Here is a 21,412-nt window from a genome sequence, read left to right on the forward strand (position 1 = left end):
AAAAAGTATATTTACAAAAACTAAACAAACCAAAAAAATGAAAAAATCAGTATTAAAAACAGTCGTAGTAGCTTGCTTTTTTATGTTAACAGCTTGTGGAGGAGGTGGACCTGAAAGTGCTACAATTAGCTTTTTAGAGGCTATGTATTCTGGAGATTTTGAAACAGCTAAAAAACATGCAACTACAGACACAAAATCTATGTTGTCTATGTTAGAGTCCTTTGGTGCTAAGGATCAATTTGCAGATAAGATGAAAGAAGCTGATATTACTTTTAAAGTAGTTGACTCTAAAATTGATGGAGATAAAGCAGTTTGTACTGTTAAAATGTCAAGCAGCCAAGACGAAAAAGACCAAGATATGCCAATGAATCTTGTAAAAGTTGATGGCAAATGGTTGGTAAGTATGGATAAAGAGTCTATGAATAAAGAAGGCTTAGATAAAGCTAATAAAGAAACAGGAAATCCTGATATGGAGTCTGATGACGACATGGATGAGGAGATGATTGAGGAAGAAGATTATGAAGCTGCTGAGTAAATGATAAAAACAACTATTAAGATATCACTAGTTCTAGTCGTTATTTTTATAGCATACAAATTTTTTAAAGACGATTCAAACAGACCGTATGAATCGTCTTTTTTATATAAATTATCTTCAGGAGAAAAAAAACAACTTCAAACAGGAGATATTATTTTGCGACGTGGTTACGGATTTGTTAGCACCATGATTTCTAAAATGATGAATGAAGACTATGATGTCACGCATCTTGGTGTTGTTATCAAGCAGAATGATAATTTAAAAATTGCACATGCGCTGTCAAGTAGCGTGTCTAATCAAGATGGTTTGCGTTTGCAAGCTATAGATTCATTTGTACATAACTCTCATGATAGCACTATTTTGGTAACTCGATTAAAAAATATTGATGTTTTAAAACAAGATAAAATTGTAAAGCAAATAGAGTATTACTACAAAAAACAATTACCCTTTGATCATAGTTTTAATTATAAAGATACGACTGAGCATTATTGCTCTGAGTTAATTTGGCGTATTTATGAGCATAATTTAAAAATTCTAAATGTAGCAGATAGTCTTACAGATCAGCAAAAATATAATACACTTAAAACCTTTTACGACCCAAATTATTTTGATATTATTATCAACCACCAAAAGTAAAAGTACCTAGTTTTTTTCAACTTGCCTTTTAATCTTTTTAATGGCAGTTTCAATAGATTTTTCAGGTTCAATAATATTGTATTCTCCCCAAAAATCTGGATCACTAAAGCCAGACACCTGATCCTGTAAAATACTGTTTGATTTAAGTTTTTTAGTTTGTTTGTTGGTTAATAAATCTTTATTAATATTCCAATCTGTTATAGCCATTTCACTTTGTAAAGTGTATCTGCTGTTAAACCATCGGTTATCCCAGTTCACCTTGAACGATATTAATATATTACTGTAAGCAAAGTACCATTTGCCATTTTTTGTTCTGTAATTTACCTTATAGGAAGCTTCAGTTGGATATACATTAGCTTTTCTAGGTTTTTTACGTACAAATAATTTGGTCGCTTCTACTTGGTTTTCAACATTTAATTTATATACAGCACTAGTTAATGCATAATTGTTTGCATCAATGTACAGTGTGCCATAGTATAAAGGTCTGTATACATTTTCTTTTTGTTTAAAATTTACTACATATACCAATTGATTATCAACCTGAGTAGATCTGCCAAAAGTAAACGTGTAGTCACTCAGCGTTTCATCATTAAAAATGTATTCAGGATATTTAATAATATCTGTATGAAGACTGCTAAAAGGACCACCTTGAATTTTAAGGGCTATGGTATCTAATCTAGAGTAATCTGTGTTTTTTCTAGCTTTAATTAAGGTGATTTGGTCATTTTTACTAGATTTATAAGACGATTTATCAATGCTTACAATTGCCTCAGATAATGATGCATTTCTATTACGTTTTTTTATGGTTTCTCTATAAAAACCAGTCATAAAAACTGTTTCTGTTGCATAGTTTTCTCCTTTAAGGGCTAAGGCTTTTTCAACTAATTCTTTAGCGTCTTTAGGAGCAACAATGTCAATAGCAGCTAATACTGTTGCAGCTTGCTGTAAATATATTTTAGTGTCAGTTGGTTTAAAATTGGATAAAGCAACTTCTAATTTTTGATACCCTAAATAAGATATGGTAACCGTATTTTGTAGCAAGTTTTCCGGAACTTTTAATAAAAATTCTCCATCACTATTGGCAATAGTACTAACGTTAGAGTTTGTAATTATTAAGTCTGCTAAAGCTAAAGGACTGTTTGTGTCTTTATCTAAAACAATACCTTTAAATTCTGTAACATTTTGACCAAAACTAATGGAGCAAGTAATAAGTATTATTAAGGCTAAATAGTGCTTTAAATTAAAAGTTAATTGGAGAGAATTCACTGATGTTATATTTGTGGATTATCTTATAAAGTTACTCAAATTTCAACACTTTACTCTAGGGTTTTATGTTAATTTTAAGACATAATAAAGGGTAAACTGCCTTATCTTTACAGCAGATTAATTTGCAACTATGCCAACAGATTGTATACCATTTAAAGAAACAGGATATTTTTCTCAATTAATTTGTGATTATTTAGCTGAAGCTGAATCACTAAAACCGTTTTATAATAGGTTTCCAAGTATTGAAAACTTTAAAGATCAGATAAAGCAAAAACAAGAAAACTTCTCGCAAAAAAATAGAAGTGTTTTAGTAAAAACATTGCAAGAGCAATACAATCTGTTACAAACTTCAGAAGCTACAGATACTAATATTAGGTTGTTAGCAGACAACAAAACCTTTACAATTACGACAGGTCATCAGCTTAATTTATTTACAGGGCCTTTATATTTTTTGTATAAAATTGTATCAACAATAAATCTAACTAAGCAATTAAAAATACAATATCCCGAATATAATTTTGTGCCAATCTATTGGATGGCTTCAGAGGATCATGATTTTGAAGAAATAAATTATTTTAATTTTAAAGGAAAAAAAATACGCTGGAACAAAAATGCATCAGGAGCAGTTGGTGATATAGATACTAATGGATTAGCTGACGTTTTAGACCTTTTTGCTAAAGAGTTAGGTATTGGCAATAATGCAAAATATTTAAAATCATTATTTGAAAATGCCTATTTAAAACATGATAATTTAGCGCAAGCCACACATTATTTGGCAAATGCTTTATTTGGAGAGCATGGTTTGGTAATTATAGATGCTAACAATAAAGATTTAAAAACATTATTTATACCTCAAATTAAAACAGAGTTATTTAATAATACATCATTTCAAAAAGTTACAGAAACATCAAAACACTTAAGTCAAATATCAGAAAATTATTCAATACAAGTAAATCCTAGAGATATAAATCTATTTTACATCACTAAAAATGTAAGAGAACGTATTGTTTATAAAGATCAAAAATATACTGTTTTAAATACGACATTTTCGTGGACTAAGGAACAACTATTAAAACATGTAGAAGAAGCTCCAGAACGTTTTAGCCCTAACGTGATCATGCGTCCTTTATACCAAGAAGTTATTTTACCAAATTTATGTTACATAGGTGGAGGCGGAGAGTTAGCGTACTGGTTTCAGTTAAAAGCTAATTTTGAAGCCAATAACATTGCTTTTCCAATATTATTATTACGTAATTCAGTATTAATAAAAACAAAACAGCAAGCAGATAAACTTAATAAACTAGGCATTTCTAATAAAGATTTGTTTTTAAAACGTGATAGTTTTATAAATAAAAAAGTAAGAGAAATTTCTAATATTGATATTGATTTTTCAGAACAAGTTAAACACCTGAAATCACAATTTGAGTCACTTTATAAACTCGCAGAATTGACAGATCAGTCTTTTGTAGGTGCAGTAGCCTCTCAAGAAAAAAAGCAAATTAATGGCTTAGTACACTTGGAAAAAAGATTGCTTACCGCTCAAAAAAGAAAACTAAAAGATCAAGTCGAGCGGATGACAGATTTACAATATCAGTTGTTCCCAAATTATAGTTTGCAAGAGCGTAACATCAATTTTTCAGAATTATATTTAGAATTTGGTACGGATTTAATACCTCAGTTAATTAAAAATTTAAAACCTTTGCAAGGTCAATTTTTAATTCTTGAATTATAAGCCATGCATAAAATAGATTTAGATTTAGTTGAAATGACGCTTGACGTCATGAAATATACTATTGATCGTATTTCAAAAACCGAAGACGTTATTGGTAAGCCTCAAAAAGCCGAAACTTTAAAGGCACTTGTAGGAGAAACAGTGACAAACAAGGGTATTGGTGGCGAGACAGCTTTTAACCTATGGAAGCAACATTTAATGCATGCCAATGTAAAAATTGACCATCCACGTCACTTAGCATTTGTACCAGCATCTCCAACTAGAGCGTCCATTTTATTTGATTTGGTAACCTCTGCATCAAGCATTCATGGTGCCTATTGGATGGAAGGAGCAGGAGGTATTTTTTGCGAGAACGAAGCTATGAAGTGGATTGTGTCCTTAACAGGATTACCACAAGGGGCTTTTGGTGTATTTACTAGTGGTGGTACTGCAGCAAACCTATCTGCAATTGTAACAGCTAGAGAGTATTGGAGAAGTCTAAACGACGACAATAAAAATAGAAAAGGCTTAATAATTACCTCAATTGGCGCGCATTCTTCTATTAAAGCTATGGCTAAAGTTGTAGATGTGGATGTGTTGTTGGTAGATACAGAAGACCGTTTAAAAGGTAGCGCATTACAACATACAATAGATAATTTAACACCACAACAAAAACAACGTCTATTTGCTGTGGTGGCAACAGGAGGAACAACAAATGCAGGAATTATTGACGATTTAGATGGTGTAGCTACTATCTGTCAAGCAGAAAACCTATGGTTTCATGTTGATGCTGCATATGGAGGAGGTGCTTTAGCTGCAGATTCTGTTAGACACTTATTTAACGGAATTGAAAAAGCAGACAGTATTACCATTGATCCGCACAAATGGATGTTTTCTCCATACGATTGTGGTGCAGTAATATATAAGCAACCAGAATTAGCTAAAAAAGCGCACGCACAAGAAGGTTCCTATTTAGATATTTTTAAAGACGAAGGAGCACATGGTTTTAACCCAACAGATTATCAAATACAATTAACACGTCGTGTACGTGGATTACCTCTATGGTTTAGTCTAGCTACTCATGGTACAGATAGATATAAAGAAGCTGTAGAGCGTGGTTTAGAGTTAGCAACTATAGCAGGTCAATTAATTAAAGAGATGGATCATGTCGAGTTGGTTAGAGAGCCAAGTCTATCATGTGTGCTTTACAGACGTAAAGGTTGGACACCAAATGATTACAGAGATTGGACCTTTAAAAATCATGACAAAGGCTTTGCATTAGTAACACCAACCAAATGGAAAACAGGTGATAGTTTTGAAACCGTTTCGCGTTTTTGCTTTATAAATCCAGATACAACAACTCAGGATATTAAAGCAATTTTAGAGTCAATGAAATAGTATTTGTTAATTGTTAAAAAAATAGTGTAAATTTCATAAATCATAAATAGTATTTATCAATGCAATTACTATTTTTGTGCATGCAACACGATAAAGTACTTATTTTAGATTTCGGATCGCAATACACACAACTAATTGCGCGCAGAGTTAGAGAGCTTAACATCTATTCCGAAATACACCCATTTAACAAACCACCAAAAAACGTAGACGATTACAAGGCAGTAATACTTTCTGGTAGTCCAATGTCTGTAAGATCAGAGGATGCTTTTCATCCTGACCTATCAGAGATTAGAGGCAAAAAACCAATGTTAGCTGTTTGTTATGGTGCGCAATATTTAGCACATTTTTCTGGAGGTGAAGTAGCCGAATCTAACACACGTGAGTATGGTCGTGCCAACTTAAGTTTTGTGGAAGAGGATGCTTTTTTTAACGGAATTTCTATTGGAAGTCAAGTATGGATGAGCCATAGTGATACTATAAAAAGTTTACCTACAAATGGTAAATTACTAGCTAGTACACACGATGTGCAAAATGCAGCTTTTAAGATAGAAGGCGAAACCACTTATGCCATTCAATTTCATCCAGAAGTATACCACTCTAAAGACGGTAAACAATTACTAGAAAACTTTTTAGTAAACATAGCCAATGTAAATCCAGATTGGACACCAAATGCATTTGTGCAAGAAACCGTTGAGGATTTACAAGCAAAACTAGGTGAGGATAAAGTCGTTCTAGGATTATCAGGTGGAGTAGACTCTTCAGTAGCAGCCATGTTATTGCACAAAGCAATAGGTAAAAACCTATACTGCATATTTGTAAATAACGGATTATTACGTAAAAACGAATTCTCTGATGTATTAGAGCAATACAAAGGAATGGGCTTAAACGTAAAAGGTGTAGACGCTTCGGCACGCTTTTTGGATGCATTAGCAGGACTGAGTGATCCAGAGAAAAAACGTAAAGCTATTGGTAACGCATTTATCGAAGTTTTTGACCAAGAAGCACACTTAATTGAAGATGTAAAATGGTTAGCACAAGGGACAATTTATCCAGATGTGATAGAAAGTGTAAGTGCAACAGGAGGACCAAGTGCAACTATAAAAAGTCATCATAATGTAGGTGGATTACCAGACTACATGAAACTTAAAATTGTAGAGCCACTTCGTGCTTTGTTTAAAGATGAAGTAAGACGTGTAGGTGCAAGTATGGGTATGGATAAAGACCTATTAGGACGTCATCCATTTCCAGGACCAGGTTTAGCAATTAGGATTTTAGGTGACATCACAGCAGAAAAAGTACGTATCTTACAAGAAGTAGATGCAGTATTCATAAACGGATTACGCGACGCAGGATTATACGATAAAGTATGGCAAGCAGGTGCTATTTTACTACCAGTAAATAGTGTAGGAGTAATGGGAGATGAGCGTACTTACGAGAAGTGTGTAGCACTAAGAGCTGTAGAAAGTACAGATGGTATGACTGCAGATTGGGTAAATTTACCATACGAGTTTTTACAAAAAACAAGTAACGATATAATAAACAAAGTAAAAGGCGTTAATAGGGTAGTGTACGACATTAGCAGTAAGCCACCAGCAACTATTGAGTGGGAATAATAACCGCTTTTTTAATGCATGTATAATAAGTAGGGCGTTACCACAAGGGTCGCGTTTTTCGTTATATCTTTTTTTTGCCATATATGGCAGCAAAAAAAAGGATGCCACTACAACCGCTAACGCAGTTTGAAACGTATAAATAACATATGAGAAAATTAATATATATCCTAAGCGTAGTCTTATTGTTTGGCTGTGTTTCCGCGAAAGCGCAAAATTACAAAACGCATAAAGTGCAATCTGGAGAAACTATAGAGCAAATTGCTGCAAAATATAGTGTCACAAAATCTCAGATTTATGCATTAAATCCAGATGCAAGAAAAGAAGTAAAAGTAAATTCGGTATTAATAATACCAAATGGTAAAGCAGTACAAGCAACACCAACTTTAACAGAAGTTAAAACTTTAGATGGATTTAAAACACATAAAGTAAAGCGTAAAGAAACATTATATAGCTTATCTAAAAAGTACAATGTAGAGCAGGAGGAAATTAAAAAGCATAATCCAGATTTATACGCCAATAATTTGCGTAAAGGAGATAAAATTAATATTCCACTTTATAAAGTAACTAATACAGTAGTTGAGGCTAAATTGGCAACAAAAAGTTATACCGTAAAACCAAAAGAAGGTAAATGGCGTATTGCTTACCAATATGGTATAACAGTACAAGAGTTGGAAGATTTAAATCCTGATATGTCAGCTGTTTTACAACCAGGAGACATTATAAACGTTCCTAATTTAGAAGTAGAGGAAGTTAAAACAATCGATGAAAAATACAGTTATTATACTGTTTTAAAATCTGAAGGATTTTACAGATTAAAATTAAAAACTGGATTAGAACAGGAACAATTAGAGCAATTAAATCCAGAGCTTTTAACGACAGGGTTAAAAGAAGGTATGGTTTTAAAAATACCATTTGATGCTAATGTTAGAGCAAAAAATGAAGGCTTAGGTATCACTTTAGCAGGAGAGAAGTTATATACATCAGACTTAACAACACGTGATCTTGATACCCAAACTAAGCACATAGCAATTATGCTACCTTTTAAATTAAGTAAGGTAAATGCAGACTCGGTTTATGATGCAAAAAAACTGATAAAAACTGATCCTTATGTAAGTACTTCTTTAGATTTTTATTCTGGTGTAAAAATAGCTATAGATAGTTTAGCAACTTTAGGTGTAAACCTTAAAGTAGATGTTTACGACACTGAAAACAGAGAAAGTAAGGTTGTAACTTTATTACAATCTAATAATTTTGACGATGTAGATGTGGTTATTGGACCAGTTATGCCTAAACTATTTAATACAGCAGCAGCCACTTTAAAAAGTAGAAAAATACCATTAGTATCTCCAATTACAAAAACGGTAGACTTACAGGAAAATGTGTTTCAGTCTAGACCAGACGAATCATTGTTAAAAGATAAACTTTTAAATTATTTTCAAACAGACAGCACATCACACTTTATTATTGTGTCTGATATGAAAAACAAAGCTACAGCAGATGCACTTAAGGTGTCTTTCCCTAAAGCTGCTATGGTAAAATCTAGAAAAGTGTCAAAAACAGGAGCAGATGCTTATTACGTATTTGATCAGGATATGGTTAATGTGTTAAAACCAGGTAAGAATATTGTCTTTTTAGAAACTGAAAATGCAGGATTTGTATCTAATGTTTCTAGTATTTTAAATTCTAAAATTAAACCAAACATGTCTGTAGTTTTAACTACAACAGACAAAAACAATGCGTTTGAGGACGATGAGGTTAGAAGCACACACTTGTCTAATTTAGGGTTTACCTATGCATCTATTAATAAATCTTTTAGTGAAGATGAAAATAATAGTTTTGCAAAACGTTATAAAGCTATTTATAATGAATCACCAAATACTTATGCTGTAAGAGGGTTTGATTTAACAATGGATGTTGTTTTACGTTTAGTTACTTCAGAGGATATTTATACCTCTGTAAATGAGACACCAATAACATCTTATGTCGAAAATAAATTTGCTTATAAAAAGAAGTTATTTGGAGGATATTATAACAATACAGTGTACATTGTTAAATACCAAGATTTAAAAATAGTAGAAGTAAAAAATTAAAAATAAGTCAGTAGTTTTTAGCAATTATGTTTAAATACGTATTAATATTCATAAGTTTTTTCTTGTTACATAGTGATGTAATGGAAGAAATGTCATGGAGTGAAAACTACAAACTAAGTTGGGATGATTTTAAAGGACAGCCTAATCAAGATACAGATGCTGTTGCAGTAACAGCATCTGGTATTACCTTTAGTTATTCTATTAACAAGCGTGATGATAAAGTTTATGGTTTTAAAACATTAGTTAAAGCCTTTTTTTATCCAGAACATTCTTGGTGTAAATCAGATCAAGTAGATACGCATGTTTTAGGACACGAGCAATTACATTTTGATATTACAGAGTTGCATGCAAGGTTATTTAGACAACGCATTGCAGCATTAAAACCACATGAAGGTTTAGCTAAAACACTTCAAGATATGCATAGTGCTATTGATAGCCAATTAGCAGAGATGCAAAATACTTACGATGTACAAAGCGAATATTCAATTAACGTAGATGGTCAAAAAAAATGGAAGGACAGTATTGCTGTTCGACTAAAGGCTTTAAATAAGTTTAAATCTAAAGGATAATTTGCTTCAACCAGATAAAGAATTTTTAATAAAATTGGCACATACCAAAATGCCTTTTGGTAAGTATAAAGATCGTTTCTTGATAGACTTACCAGAGTATTATATTGTTTGGTATCATAATAAAGGTTTTCCTAAAGGAAAATTAGGAGAGATGTTAGAAACCATTTACACAGTTAAGTTAAATGGATTGGAAGACTTAATCCGAAATATCAAAAAACAATATCCTAAATAGAGTATTCTTATACTTTCAAGAGCCTCAACATTATTATTCATTGGGTTCTATATGAATAAGCACATGTCCTAAATTTGGAATTTGTTCTCGTAAATAATCTTTTAAGTTGTGAGAGATGTCGTGTCCAATTTTTACTGAAATGTTACCATCCACAATAGCATGTAAATCTACATTAAACTTCATACCAGCTTTACGTATAAAACATTTTTCGGTACCCAAGACACCTTCTACTTTCAAGGATTGTTCTCTAATATCAATAATAAGTTCATCATAAACTTGCTCATCCATGACTTCACCTAAAGCAGGTCTTAAAATTAAATAGCTGTTATATAAAATAAAGGCAGAAGCAAATAATGCTGCCCAATCATCAGCAGTTTCGTAACCTTTACCAAATACTATTGCTATAGAGATACCTATAAATGCCATCACTGACGTTATAGCATCGCTACGATGGTGCCAAGCGTCTGCTTTTAATGAGGAGCTATGAGTTTGTTTACTCTTTTTTATTACAATCTGAAACGATATTTCTTTCCATATAATAATTACACCCAATACAATTAGTGTCCATGATTTAGGCGTTTTATGAGGCGTTAGTATATTATTAATACTTTCTGATGCAATTATAGTAGCAGATACCACTAAAAAGGCTACAACAGCAAAAGTGATTAAAGGTTCAATTTTCCCATGACCATAAGGATGATTTTCATCTGCAGGACGTTTAGCATATTTAAAACCAAATAAAACTAATAGTGAAGCAAATATATCTGTTGTAGACTCAATTGCATCTGCAATTAATGCATAAGAATTACCAAAAACACCTGCAAGTCCTTTAATAAGTGCAAGCAGTGTGTTTCCGATAATACTAAAGTAAGTTGTTCGTATTGCAGTTTGCTCGTTAGTCATTGTTTTTTTGATGCATTTAAAATCTGATAACCTTACTAGGGTTCGTTTAGACACAATATATAAATAATATCAGTATTAGCTATAAGTGTAAGCATCAATTTTAACTAACTAACCCTTTTAAGTTTTAGCGGTAATGATTGACTTTTTATGTCTTCCCCAAGCAACAAATATTGCTAGTAAAAATAAAACAAAATTCATTCCTATTGCCGAAAACTCTCCTCTAACACCATGAAAAATTGCAGCTAACAGCATTACTATTGCTAAGCCAATTGCAGCCCAAATAGTTAAAAAAGGTTTAATACGAAGTATAGAAGGTAAAATTATTCCCAATCCACCTAAAAATTCACTTAAACCTATAAACCTAACTAATCCAGTAGGAGTAGAGTTAACCCAAGGAAGTGATTGAGCTAAGGTTTCAATAGGTTGAGAAATTTTCATTACACCTGCCATTAAAAACATAATAGCTAGTAATCCTTGAGCAATCCATAGCGATATATGTATTGCTTTGTTGTTTTTTTGATCTGTCATTGTATTTATATTAGTTTAATACAGCAAAATTGCAGTAAAGCATGACTAATAAAAATAAGATACCTTAAGAAATAAGTTAAGTTTAGTTTTTAGCAATCTTACGTCTAATATCACTTAAATATTCTGGTGTGACACCAATATATGAAGCTATAAGTTTTAAAGGTAATCGTTGTACTAAAGAAGGATAGGTATCTGTAAAGTTTGTATAACGTTGCTCTGCTGTAGCACTTAAAAGACCTATTATACGTTTGTTAGTTGCAATTAAATTATTTCTAAATTTAGTGTTCATTTCTACTAAATCTGCTTTTTCAAATTGATTGATATCCTTTACATCTGCATTTGATATTATGGATACTTCAGACGCTTCAATTGCTTCAATATATACTAAAGACGGAACTTGGTTAGAAAAACTATCCAAGTCTGTTATCATCCATGTTTCTGGCGCAAATTGCATTATGTGTTCCTTCCCTAAATGATCAATAGTGTAGCTTTTAAGACAGCCACTTTTAACAAAATAACCATATTTGGCAATATCCCCTTGTTTTAATAAAATATCTCCTTTTGGAATTGTAACGGTTTTATTTAAATTAATAATATTCATTATAATGGATTACATTTTTTTAATTAACAGAAAATGCTATGCTGTCATAATCTTTAAACAAACATAAGGTTATTTTACGTCTATTTACTTTAGCATAATTTTGTTTAAGGCTTTAGATAATTTAAATATAATAATTATTAAAGAAATATGTTATGTATTAAAAGTATTACAAGTCTAAAGATAACGCAGTTAACGGTTTACTAGGTTTTAAAATTTAATACCAATGTCTTCCAAAAATAAAAGAGTAAAGACTAATAGTTTCAACATAAAATCGTAAATTTGCTCGCGTTTAACAACGCAACATGACATCAGAAACTAAGTACATATTTGTAACAGGAGGAGTAACATCTTCCTTAGGAAAAGGAATTATAGCAGCATCTCTAGCTAAACTACTTCAAGCGCAAGGTTACAGAACCACAATCCAAAAATTAGACCCTTATATTAATGTAGATCCAGGTACACTAAATCCGTATGAGCATGGCGAATGTTATGTTACAGATGATGGTGCAGAAACCGATTTAGACCTTGGACATTACGAGCGTTTTTTAAATGTGCCTACAAGTCAAGCTAACAACGTTACCACTGGACGCATATATCAAAGCGTGATTAACAGAGAACGTAAAGGTGAGTTTTTAGGAAAAACAGTACAAGTTATCCCTCATATTACAGACGAAATTAAACACAGAATCCAAATCTTAGGAAACTCTGGAGATTATGATATAGTAATTACTGAGATTGGTGGAACTGTTGGAGATATTGAGTCTTTACCATACATTGAAGCAGTTAGACAATTAAAATGGGACTTAGGAGATAATAACGCATTAGTGATTCACCTAACTTTAATCCCTTATTTAACAGCAGCTGGAGAGCTAAAAACAAAACCAACTCAACACAGTGTTAAAACACTAATGGAAAGTGGTGTACAAGCAGACATATTGGTTTGTCGTACAGAGCATGAATTGCCTTCAGATTTAAAAAGAAAATTAGCCCTGTTTTGTAATGTGCGCGAAGAAGCAATTATACAATCTATTGATGCATCAACCATTTATGATGTACCAAATATGATGTTAGACGAAGGTCTTGACAAAGTGGTGCTTAAAAAATTAGCATTAAATAGTGATGTGCCTGATTTAACACGTTGGAACGAGTTTTTAAAGCGTCATAAAAATCCTAAATCCGAAATTACAATTGGATTAATAGGTAAGTATGTGGAGTTACAAGACTCTTACAAATCTATACTAGAAGCATTTATTCACGCTGGAGCAGAAAACGAAGTTAAAGTTAATGTAGAGTCTGTACATTCTGAGTATTTAAATGCAGATAATATTAAAATGAAATTATCACATCTTGATGGTGTGTTAGTAGCTCCAGGTTTTGGAGAACGTGGTATTGAAGGAAAAATAACAGCTATTAAATATGTACGTGAAAATAACATTCCGTTTTTAGGAATTTGTTTAGGTATGCAAATGGCAGTTATTGAATTTTGTCGTAACGTTATGGAATTAGCAGATGCTAACTCAACAGAAATGGATCCTAAGACTACAAATCCAGTTATTGATATTATGGAAGACCAAAAAACCATAACAGATATGGGAGGAACTATGCGTCTTGGTGCTTGGGATTGTCATATTGAAAAAGAATCAATAGCATATAAAGTATACCAATCACAAGATATTAAAGAGCGTCACAGACACAGATACGAGTTTAATAGTAATTTTAAAGATCAAGTTGAAGCTGCTGGATTAAAAGCAACTGGTTATAATCCAGAAACCAAATTGGTAGAAATTATTGAAAACCCTTCTCATCCTTGGTTTGTTGGTGTACAATATCATCCAGAATATAAAAGTACAGTAGCAAATCCACATCCTTTATTTGTGGCATTTGTAAAAGCAAGTTTAAAGCATAGTAAGAAAAAATAAGTGTCAATTTGACACCATTTTAAAAGTGGTCGTATATTTGACTAATTAATTATTCCTTAAAATAAGTTAGAGGAACCAAACAATTATGGAAGAAAAAAAACTAGACGTTAAGTCGATAATAGGATTTGTATTAATTTTCGGGATCTTATTATTCATGATGTGGCAAAACCAGCCTACTCCTGAAGATTTAAAAGCGCAAGAGTTAGAAAAGCAAGCACAAATTGATGCTCAGAAAAAAGCAGATGCTGCAGCTCCATCAGAGACTAAAGTTACTACTGCATTGGATTTTTCTAAGCCTAAAGATTCTAGCCAAGTTGCAGCATTGCAATCTAAAATTGGTGATTTTGCATATTCTTTAGCAACTACAAATGCAACTGATAATGAGGTGACAGTTGAAAATGATGTGTTGGCATTAAAATTTAATACTAAAGGTGGTCATTTATCTGAAGTTAAGCTAAAAAACTTTGTAAACTTTGATTCCATTCCAATTTACTTAGTAAAAGATGGTAACTCAGTATTTAATATCAATTTCCAAACAACAGATAATCGTACTTTAAATACTAAAGATTTATATTTTCAGCCTACAGTTACTAAAAGTGGAGCTAACACGATAGTGTCCATGAAGTTAAAAACTGCCGAAGATAAATTTTTAGAGTACAATTATGTAGTTAAGCCTAATGATTATATGGTAGACTTTACCATTAAATCTCAAGGATTGGAGTCTGCAATAAATACGTCAAACCCTATTAATTTAGATTGGACACAAAAAACATACAGACACGATCAAAGTATAAGTTACGAGAATAGATACACACGTTTAACCTATCAAACCGATGGTGATGTAGACAAGTTATCTCAAATGGGTGACGATGATGAGGTTGAAGAAGACGTAACATGGTTATCATACAGACAACACTTTTTTAGTACTATTCTAGTGTCTGATAAAGCCTTTAAGGAAGTATCAATTACATCTAAAAACTTAGTAGAAGATGAAGCAGTAGATTCTGTATTTACAAAACAATTCTCTACTAAAACAGCATTAGCTTTAAATGGAGCCTCAATAAACAATAATTTAAAGTTGTATTATGGTCCAACAGATAGTGAGATATTAAAAAAATATGATGATAATCTAGAAGAAAGTATCCCATTTGGATGGGGAATTTTTGGATGGATTAATAAGTTTTTATTCATACCATTATTTAACGGATTAAGTTCATTCTTACCTTACGGAATTGCAATTATTGTAATGACAGTACTTATTAAGTTAGCTATGTCATTTGTACAATACAAGCAATACTTATCACAAATGAAGCTTAAAGTTTTAAAACCAGAACTTGATGCTATTAGAGAGAAGTATAAAGACAATAAAATGAAGGCGCAACAAGAAACTATGGCACTTCAAAACAAGGCAGGAGCTAGTCCTTTAGCAGGATGTTTACCAGCATTAATTCAAATGCCAGTATTTTATGCCTTATTTATGTTTTTCCCAACAGCATTTGCTTTAAGACAAAAGAAGTTTTTATGGGCAGAAGATTTATCATCATATGATGTTGTTGCAGAATTACCGTTTAACATTCCATTATATGGAGATCACGTAAGTTTATTTCCAATATTAGCAGCAGTAGCTATTTTCTTTTACATGAAGTTAACTACAGGTCAAAACCAAATGTCAGCGCCTCAACAAGAAGGGATGCCTGATATGGCTAAGATGATGAAGTATATGATTTACTTTGCACCAATCATGATGCTTATTTTCTTTAATCAATATGCTTCTGGATTAAGTTTATATTACTTTATCTCTAACTTAATTAGTATTGGTATATTATTAGTAATTAAGAACTTTATTTTGGATGAAGAAAAAATTCATGCAAACATTCAGGTTCAAAAAGCTAAACCTAAAAAAGAAAGCAAGTTCCAGAAAAAAATGAAAGAAATGATGGAGCAAGCTGAAAAGCAAAAACAAATGCAACAAAAAAATAAAGGTAAATAAGTCGATTTATTTTTTTTATTTTATAAATAAAAGCTGTCTGCTATAATTTTAGTTTGGCAGCTTTTTTGTTATAACAAATAGTAAATAATAACGTTAAACCGTAAGGTATAGTTTCCGCGAAAGCGATATAATACATTTAAACAATGAAAAAAATAAGTTTCCTATTAGTGTTTTTAATTACTACTAGTTTAGTAATGGCTCAGAGCCTTAATCAGTTTGATGCTAATGCACAGCGTCATGGTAAATGGAAAAAGAATTTTGATAATACTAAAGTAGTCAGATATGAAGGTGAATTTGACCACGGAAAAGAGGTTGGTACCTTTAAGTTTTATAAAAATATTGATAACAAAGCGGTTTTAACTGCCACCAAGGTTTTTAATACAGATAATGATGTTGCTTTAGTAACCTTTTATGCTAGTAACGGAAAAAAGATAAGTGAAGGTAAAATGCGTGGTCATGATTATATTGGTAAATGGGTTATTTATCATAAAAATATCAATCAAATTATGACACAAGAGTTGTATAACGATAAAGGTAAACTTGAAGGTGAGCGTTTGGTTTATTACATAAATGGTCAGATTGCAGAGCAAGCTTTTTATAAGGATGGATTACTAGATGGCGAATCTAAATGGTACGCAGAAAATGGTACATTAATGAAAATGATTACTTATAAAGCAGGCAAATTTGATGGTCCTTATAAAACGTATAATAAAGAAGGTCTTATTGCTACAGAAGGACATTACAAAGATGATCTTAAATGTTGTGTTTGGAAACGCTATAAAGATGGGAAGTTAGTCGAAGAAAAAGACTTAGATAAAAAAGCAAAAAAATAAGCTTTAGCTATTATAAATTAAAAAACGCCTTAATCTCTTAAGGCGTTTTTGCTATTAAATTGTTTGTTTTAAGGGAATAAACTATTTAATTAAGAATCTATATTTTTATTGTAATGGTAAAATTACTTTATCAATTGGGTGTACAACACCATTAATTGCTTGAATATCTACTAATGATGTAACAATGTTACTTACTCTTCCGTTAGGATCGGTTAAGGTAAAGTTAGTTGCGTCTGCAGTAATATCTCCACCTAATGTTGTTACAGGTCCACTCATTAACATGCTAGATTGTACGTTAGCTCCAACAATGTGGTAAGTTAACACTGCGTCAACTGTAGCAGTGTCTAAATCTGTTAAAGCAGTTGCATTTAATTCTGTTAATAAACTTCCAAAAGCAGCATCTGTTGGTGCAAATACTGTAAATGGTCCAGCTGTTGCATCAGATACAGTTGTAATATATGGTACTGTTGGTGTCCCAGAGTCCGCATATTGTAATGCAGCAACTAAATTACTTAATGCAGGATTTGAAGTTGCAAAAGTAGCTATAGTTGGTAAATCTATTACAGTATCTACAGCGTGAATAATTCCGTTTGTACCTACTACATCTGCAGCAGTTACTGTAGATATTCCGTTAAAGCTAACACCATTTGTTGTGTCAAAGTATAAACTTAATGCGTTTCCTCCTGGACCACTAGCAGATGTGTTTGTATATCCAGAAACTAAAGTTGTTAAGTCATTAGATGATAATGCACCACCTACAACATGATTTAATAATAATTGTGATAAAGCGTCAGTTGGTACATCAGCTAAGGCAGCACCATTTAAATATGTTGAAAAAGCAGTATTGTCTGGTGCTAATACTGTAAAAGGTCCTGTTCCTGATAGGACATTTACTAAATCACCATCTGCTGCACCTAAAGCAGCTACTAAACTAGAAAAATTACTGTTATTTACTGCGTGATCAACTACTGTAGGTAAAGCAATTACTTTATCTACTATATGTACAATACCGTTAGATGCAGTAACGTCAGCAGTTAACACCTCAGACATGTTGTTAAACATTACACCATTTGATGTATCAAATAATAAACTAACTTTATTTCCTCCTGCACCATCAGCTAAAGTGTTAGTATAACCACCACCTAAACTTACTAAATCAGTAGATGTAACAGTACCACTAACAACATGGTTTAATAATGTTTGTGCTAAAGCAGCATCAGGAATGTCTTGTACAGTTGCCCATCCGTTAGCTGACATAAATTCTGCAAATGCCTCATTTGTAGGTGCTAATACTGTAAAAGGTCCTGGACCACTTAAAGTAATGGCTAAATCGGCTTCTACTACTGCAGCAACTAAACTACTTAAACTAGCTGTAGCTTGTGCTGTTTCAACAATATTTAAAGTTGTTGGCGTTGGTGTTGTCATAGGTGTTGACGCGTCGTCATCGTCAGTACAAGACCATAAGACAAATGTTGCTAAAAATAGTAACGATAATTTTTTCAATGTTTTCATAATAATATTTTTTAATAGGTTTGTTTAACAAATCTATAAAAAGATTAAACAAAAAGAATTAAAGATTTGTTAAAGTTATTTATTAGACTGTTTTTCAATTATTTAATAAGTCATTCCATTTATATATAAGTGTTTGATTTTTTTTAGAAAGACTTATCTTTGCAGTCTATTAAAATTAGTCATGAAAAAAAGAGTTATTGTTGGATTATCAGGAGGAGTGGATTCTAGTGTTGCTGCTTATTTATTAAAAGAGCAAGGTTATGAGGTTATAGGGCTTTTTATGAAGAATTGGCATGATGATTCTGTGACAATCTCTGACGAGTGTCCTTGGTTGGATGATAGTAATGATGCAATGTTAGTTGCAGATAAACTAGGAATACCTTTTCAAACGGTAGATTTAAGTGAGCAATACAAAGAACGTATCGTTGATTATATGTTTGACGAATATGAAAAAGGTCGCACACCTAATCCAGATGTTTTATGCAATAGAGAAATTAAATTTGATGTCTTCATGAAAATCGCTTTAGATTTGGGTGCAGATTATGTTGCTACAGGTCATTATTGCAGAAAAACAACCATTACAAAAAATGGAGAAGAGGTTCACCAATTATTAGCAGGTAAGGATACAAATAAAGATCAATCTTACTTTTTATGTCAATTATCTCAAGAGCAATTGGCTAAAGCTTTGTTTCCTGTTGGCGAATTATTAAAACCAGAAGTTAGAGACATTGCTAAAGCTCAGGATTTAATAACAGCAGACAAAAAAGACTCTCAAGGATTATGTTTTATTGGTAAAGTTAGATTACCCGATTTTTTACAACAACAACTTAAGCCAAAAGAAGGAGTTATTGTAGAAATACCAAGAGACAACCCTTTTTATAATGAAACGCTTCCTAGCTTTAATAATAAGTTAGAAGAATTAAAATATCGTTCTAGAAAACCTAGTTATAGTATAACCGAAGGTGTAGTAAAAGGAAAGCATCAAGGGGCACATTATTTTACCAAAGGACAACGTAAAGGATTAGCAGTTGGTGGTACAGCTGAGCCATTATTTGTAATTGATACTGACGTAAAAGAAAATGTGATCTATACAGGTCAAGGCTCAACGCATCCAGGACTTTATAAAAATGTACTATTTGTTTCTAATGAAGAGTTGCATTGGGTTAGAGAGGATTTAGCATTAGATACAGACCAAACCATGAAGGTTTTAGCAAGAATAAGATATAGACAAGTTTTACAAAAAGCAATATTGCACAAAGTCGAAAGCGGTATGTATGTTGAGTTTGAAAACCAACAATCAGCAATTACAGAAGGTCAATTTGTTGCATGGTATTTAGATGAAGAATTAGTTGGTTCAGGTGTAATTTCTTAAATTGCAGTAACAAAAAGTTACTGTTATGAGAAACCTACTTCTTTTTTTAATTTTAGCGTATTCAGTCTCGTCATTTGGACAAGAGCACGCTTGGGTGTATTTGTCGGATAAACCAAATAGCGCAACAGCATTAGCTAATCCCAATACAATTTTAACCCAAAAAGCTTTAGATCGTAAAGCAGCACATAATGTTGCAATAGATTTTAAAGATGTTCCTGTAGATGAAAGCTACATTACTGTAATCAAGGCACAACCAGGTATCACTGTAATGTCCAAATCTAAATGGTTTAATGCCTTACATGTTATAGGTAATCCAACAGATATCATGGCATTAAATACCTTAACCGTTAATGGTACAGCCATAGTTAGTAGTATAGATTTTGCAGACGATAATTTTGATGCTAGAATAAGTCAAAATCAAGATAAGCATGAGTTTGAAGCAAGTCTAACTACATTTAATTATGGTAATGCAGCAAACCAAGCAGTAATGATAGGTGCAGACGATTTACATCAACATCCTAATAGTTACACAGGAACAGGAATGACTGTTGCAGTTATAGACGCTGGTTTTACTAATGTTAGCACAATGAATGGTTTTCAACGTTTGCGAGATAATGGTGGTATTTTAGGTGGTTATGACTTTGTAGACAGAAACACTGATGTTTACGCCTACACAGGAAACTCTCATGGAACATGGGTATTAAGTGATATGGCTGGATATTTACAAGATCAATTTGTAGGGACAGCACCAGACGCTAATTATTATTTATTTAGAACAGAAGATGCAGCTACTGAAACCCCTTTAGAAGAAAGTCTTTGGGTAGAAGCAGCAGAACGTGCAGATAGTCTAGGTGTGGATGTCATTAACTCTTCATTAGGATACACCACTTTTGATAACCCTAATTACAATTATACTCCTGCAGAAATGGATGGTAACACAGCATACATTACTAAAGGAGCAAATATTGCTTTTCAAAAAGGAATCTTAGTGGTTAATTCTGCAGGTAATTCTGGTAGCGGAAGTTGGCAAATTGTTGGTGCTCCAGCAGATGCAGCAGGTGTCTTTAGTATTGGTGCTGTTAAGGCAGATGGTACTTATGCATCATTTAGTTCTAGAGGTAGTAGCGCACAACCAACCCAAAAACCAGATGTAGTTGCACAAGGTCAAGCTAATTATATTATTACAACTTCGGATGTGGTTACCACATCTAATGGTACATCATTTAGTTCGCCAATTATGGCAGGAGGAATTGTGTGTTTATGGCAAGCGTTACCTAGTCTTTCAAATGCCGAAATCATGCAATTAGTTAGAGAATCTGCTTCGCAGTATAACGCTCCAGATTTCTTTTTAGGCTATGGTATTCCTGATTTATCATTAGCGTTAGCGCAAGGTTTATCTGTTAGCGAGTTTCAAAATGAAAACTTAAGTCTTAAAATATATCCTAATCCTGTGTCTAATCAATTGACTGTGCAGATGCCTAGTCAATTGGAAGAAGCCAGAGTCAGACTATATGATGTTTTAGGAAAGAAAATTTTAGATACTAAAGTGACAGCAATTAATAAAACTATAAACACAAGCACATTATCTAAAGGTGTTTATTTAGTTAAGATTGACTCGGATGGTTTAGCTGTGACAAAAAAGATAATTAAAAACTAGAGGTTTTAGTTGATGCAAAACCCCTTTCACTTTAAAAAATAACCAAA

18 protein-coding genes are annotated in these 21,412 nt (G+C 32.4%); 13 read left to right on the forward strand and 5 right to left on the reverse strand.

The annotated features are described in order from the left end of the window. Positions 1 to 37: 37 nt before the first annotated feature. Together M890_RS15860 and M890_RS0106620 are read left to right on the forward strand one after the other, a co-directional pair. On the forward strand, positions 38 to 535 hold the full coding sequence (locus tag M890_RS15860) for a DUF4878 domain-containing protein (protein ID WP_036597245.1): 498 nt from the start codon (positions 38 to 40) through the stop codon (positions 533 to 535). Beyond that, a complete protein-coding gene (locus tag M890_RS0106620; protein WP_028282779.1) occupies positions 536 to 1,171 on the forward strand; it encodes a YiiX/YebB-like N1pC/P60 family cysteine hydrolase in 636 nt (211 codons plus the stop codon). A 6-nt stretch (positions 1,172 to 1,177) separates the two neighbouring features. Here M890_RS0106620 and M890_RS0106625 read toward each other — a convergent pair whose 3' ends face one another. Next, positions 1,178 to 2,437, reverse strand: coding sequence for a carboxypeptidase-like regulatory domain-containing protein (locus M890_RS0106625; RefSeq protein ID WP_028282780.1), 1,260 nt, complete (start codon positions 2,435 to 2,437; stop codon positions 1,178 to 1,180). A 130-nt stretch (positions 2,438 to 2,567) separates the two neighbouring features. Between M890_RS0106625 and bshC the strand changes: the two genes are divergently transcribed. From bshC to M890_RS0106655, 6 genes are all read left to right on the forward strand, one after another. Continuing rightward, positions 2,568 to 4,169 (forward strand): bacillithiol biosynthesis cysteine-adding enzyme BshC, encoded by a 1,602-nt coding sequence (bshC, locus tag M890_RS0106630; protein ID WP_028282781.1) that lies wholly within the window; start codon positions 2,568 to 2,570, stop codon positions 4,167 to 4,169. A 3-nt stretch (positions 4,170 to 4,172) separates the two neighbouring features. Next, the gene (locus tag M890_RS0106635) at positions 4,173 to 5,546 is read left to right on the forward strand and encodes a pyridoxal phosphate-dependent decarboxylase family protein (RefSeq protein ID WP_028282782.1); all 1,374 of its coding nucleotides are present in this window, start codon (positions 4,173 to 4,175) and stop codon (positions 5,544 to 5,546) included. Positions 5,547 to 5,626: 80 nt separating this feature from the next. After that, positions 5,627 to 7,159 (forward strand): glutamine-hydrolyzing GMP synthase, encoded by a 1,533-nt coding sequence (guaA, locus tag M890_RS0106640; RefSeq protein ID WP_028282783.1) that lies wholly within the window; start codon positions 5,627 to 5,629, stop codon positions 7,157 to 7,159. Positions 7,160 to 7,305: 146 nt separating this feature from the next. Then, positions 7,306 to 9,249 carry an amino acid ABC transporter substrate-binding protein gene (locus M890_RS0106645; protein WP_028282784.1) on the forward strand — a complete coding sequence of 648 codons (1,944 nt, stop codon included), beginning with the start codon at positions 7,306 to 7,308 and terminating at the stop codon, positions 9,247 to 9,249. A gap of 26 nt (positions 9,250 to 9,275) precedes the next feature. Further along, positions 9,276 to 9,818 (forward strand): DUF922 domain-containing protein, encoded by a 543-nt coding sequence (locus M890_RS0106650; protein WP_028282785.1) that lies wholly within the window; start codon positions 9,276 to 9,278, stop codon positions 9,816 to 9,818. 1 nt (position 9,819) lies between these two features. Then, positions 9,820 to 10,050 (forward strand): DUF3820 family protein, encoded by a 231-nt coding sequence (locus tag M890_RS0106655; RefSeq protein ID WP_028282786.1) that lies wholly within the window; start codon positions 9,820 to 9,822, stop codon positions 10,048 to 10,050. 33 nt (positions 10,051 to 10,083) lie between these two features. Here M890_RS0106655 and M890_RS0106660 read toward each other — a convergent pair whose 3' ends face one another. From M890_RS0106660 to M890_RS15865, 3 genes are all read right to left on the reverse strand, one after another. Continuing rightward, positions 10,084 to 10,953, reverse strand: coding sequence for a cation diffusion facilitator family transporter (locus tag M890_RS0106660; protein ID WP_028282787.1), 870 nt, complete (start codon positions 10,951 to 10,953; stop codon positions 10,084 to 10,086). Positions 10,954 to 11,070: 117 nt separating this feature from the next. Continuing rightward, complete coding sequence (locus tag M890_RS0106665; RefSeq protein WP_028282788.1) at positions 11,071 to 11,481, reverse strand: DoxX family protein; 411 nt, start codon at positions 11,479 to 11,481, stop codon at positions 11,071 to 11,073. Between the two features lie 82 nt (positions 11,482 to 11,563). After that, on the reverse strand, positions 11,564 to 12,082 hold the full coding sequence (locus tag M890_RS15865; protein WP_051437470.1) for a Crp/Fnr family transcriptional regulator: 519 nt from the start codon (positions 12,080 to 12,082) through the stop codon (positions 11,564 to 11,566). Positions 12,083 to 12,384: 302 nt separating this feature from the next. On the opposite strand from M890_RS15865, the gene M890_RS0106675 reads away from it, so the two are divergent. The 3 genes from M890_RS0106675 (at position 12,385) to M890_RS0106685 (ending at position 16,824) form a co-directional block, all read left to right on the forward strand. Further along, a complete protein-coding gene (locus M890_RS0106675; protein ID WP_028282789.1) occupies positions 12,385 to 14,001 on the forward strand; it encodes a CTP synthase in 1,617 nt (538 codons plus the stop codon). An 85-nt stretch (positions 14,002 to 14,086) separates the two neighbouring features. Further along, positions 14,087 to 15,991 carry a membrane protein insertase YidC gene (yidC, locus tag M890_RS0106680; RefSeq protein ID WP_028282790.1) on the forward strand — a complete coding sequence of 635 codons (1,905 nt, stop codon included), beginning with the start codon at positions 14,087 to 14,089 and terminating at the stop codon, positions 15,989 to 15,991. Positions 15,992 to 16,134: 143 nt separating this feature from the next. Continuing rightward, positions 16,135 to 16,824, forward strand: a complete 690-nt coding sequence (locus tag M890_RS0106685; RefSeq protein ID WP_028282791.1) for a toxin-antitoxin system YwqK family antitoxin — start codon at positions 16,135 to 16,137, stop codon at positions 16,822 to 16,824. Positions 16,825 to 16,929: 105 nt separating this feature from the next. Here M890_RS0106685 and M890_RS0106690 read toward each other — a convergent pair whose 3' ends face one another. Next, positions 16,930 to 18,336 carry a fasciclin domain-containing protein gene (locus M890_RS0106690; RefSeq protein ID WP_028282792.1) on the reverse strand — a complete coding sequence of 469 codons (1,407 nt, stop codon included), beginning with the start codon at positions 18,334 to 18,336 and terminating at the stop codon, positions 16,930 to 16,932. 181 nt (positions 18,337 to 18,517) lie between these two features. On the opposite strand from M890_RS0106690, the gene mnmA reads away from it, so the two are divergent. Together mnmA and M890_RS0106700 are read left to right on the forward strand one after the other, a co-directional pair. After that, complete coding sequence (gene mnmA, locus M890_RS0106695; RefSeq protein ID WP_028282793.1) at positions 18,518 to 19,708, forward strand: tRNA 2-thiouridine(34) synthase MnmA; 1,191 nt, start codon at positions 18,518 to 18,520, stop codon at positions 19,706 to 19,708. Positions 19,709 to 19,733: 25 nt separating this feature from the next. Further along, the gene (locus tag M890_RS0106700; protein WP_028282794.1) at positions 19,734 to 21,365 is read left to right on the forward strand and encodes a S8 family serine peptidase; all 1,632 of its coding nucleotides are present in this window, start codon (positions 19,734 to 19,736) and stop codon (positions 21,363 to 21,365) included. Positions 21,366 to 21,412 lie beyond the last annotated feature (47 nt).

Source organism: Olleya marilimosa CAM030, assembly GCF_000518485.1.
Classification (GTDB): domain Bacteria; phylum Bacteroidota; class Bacteroidia; order Flavobacteriales; family Flavobacteriaceae; genus Olleya; species Olleya marilimosa.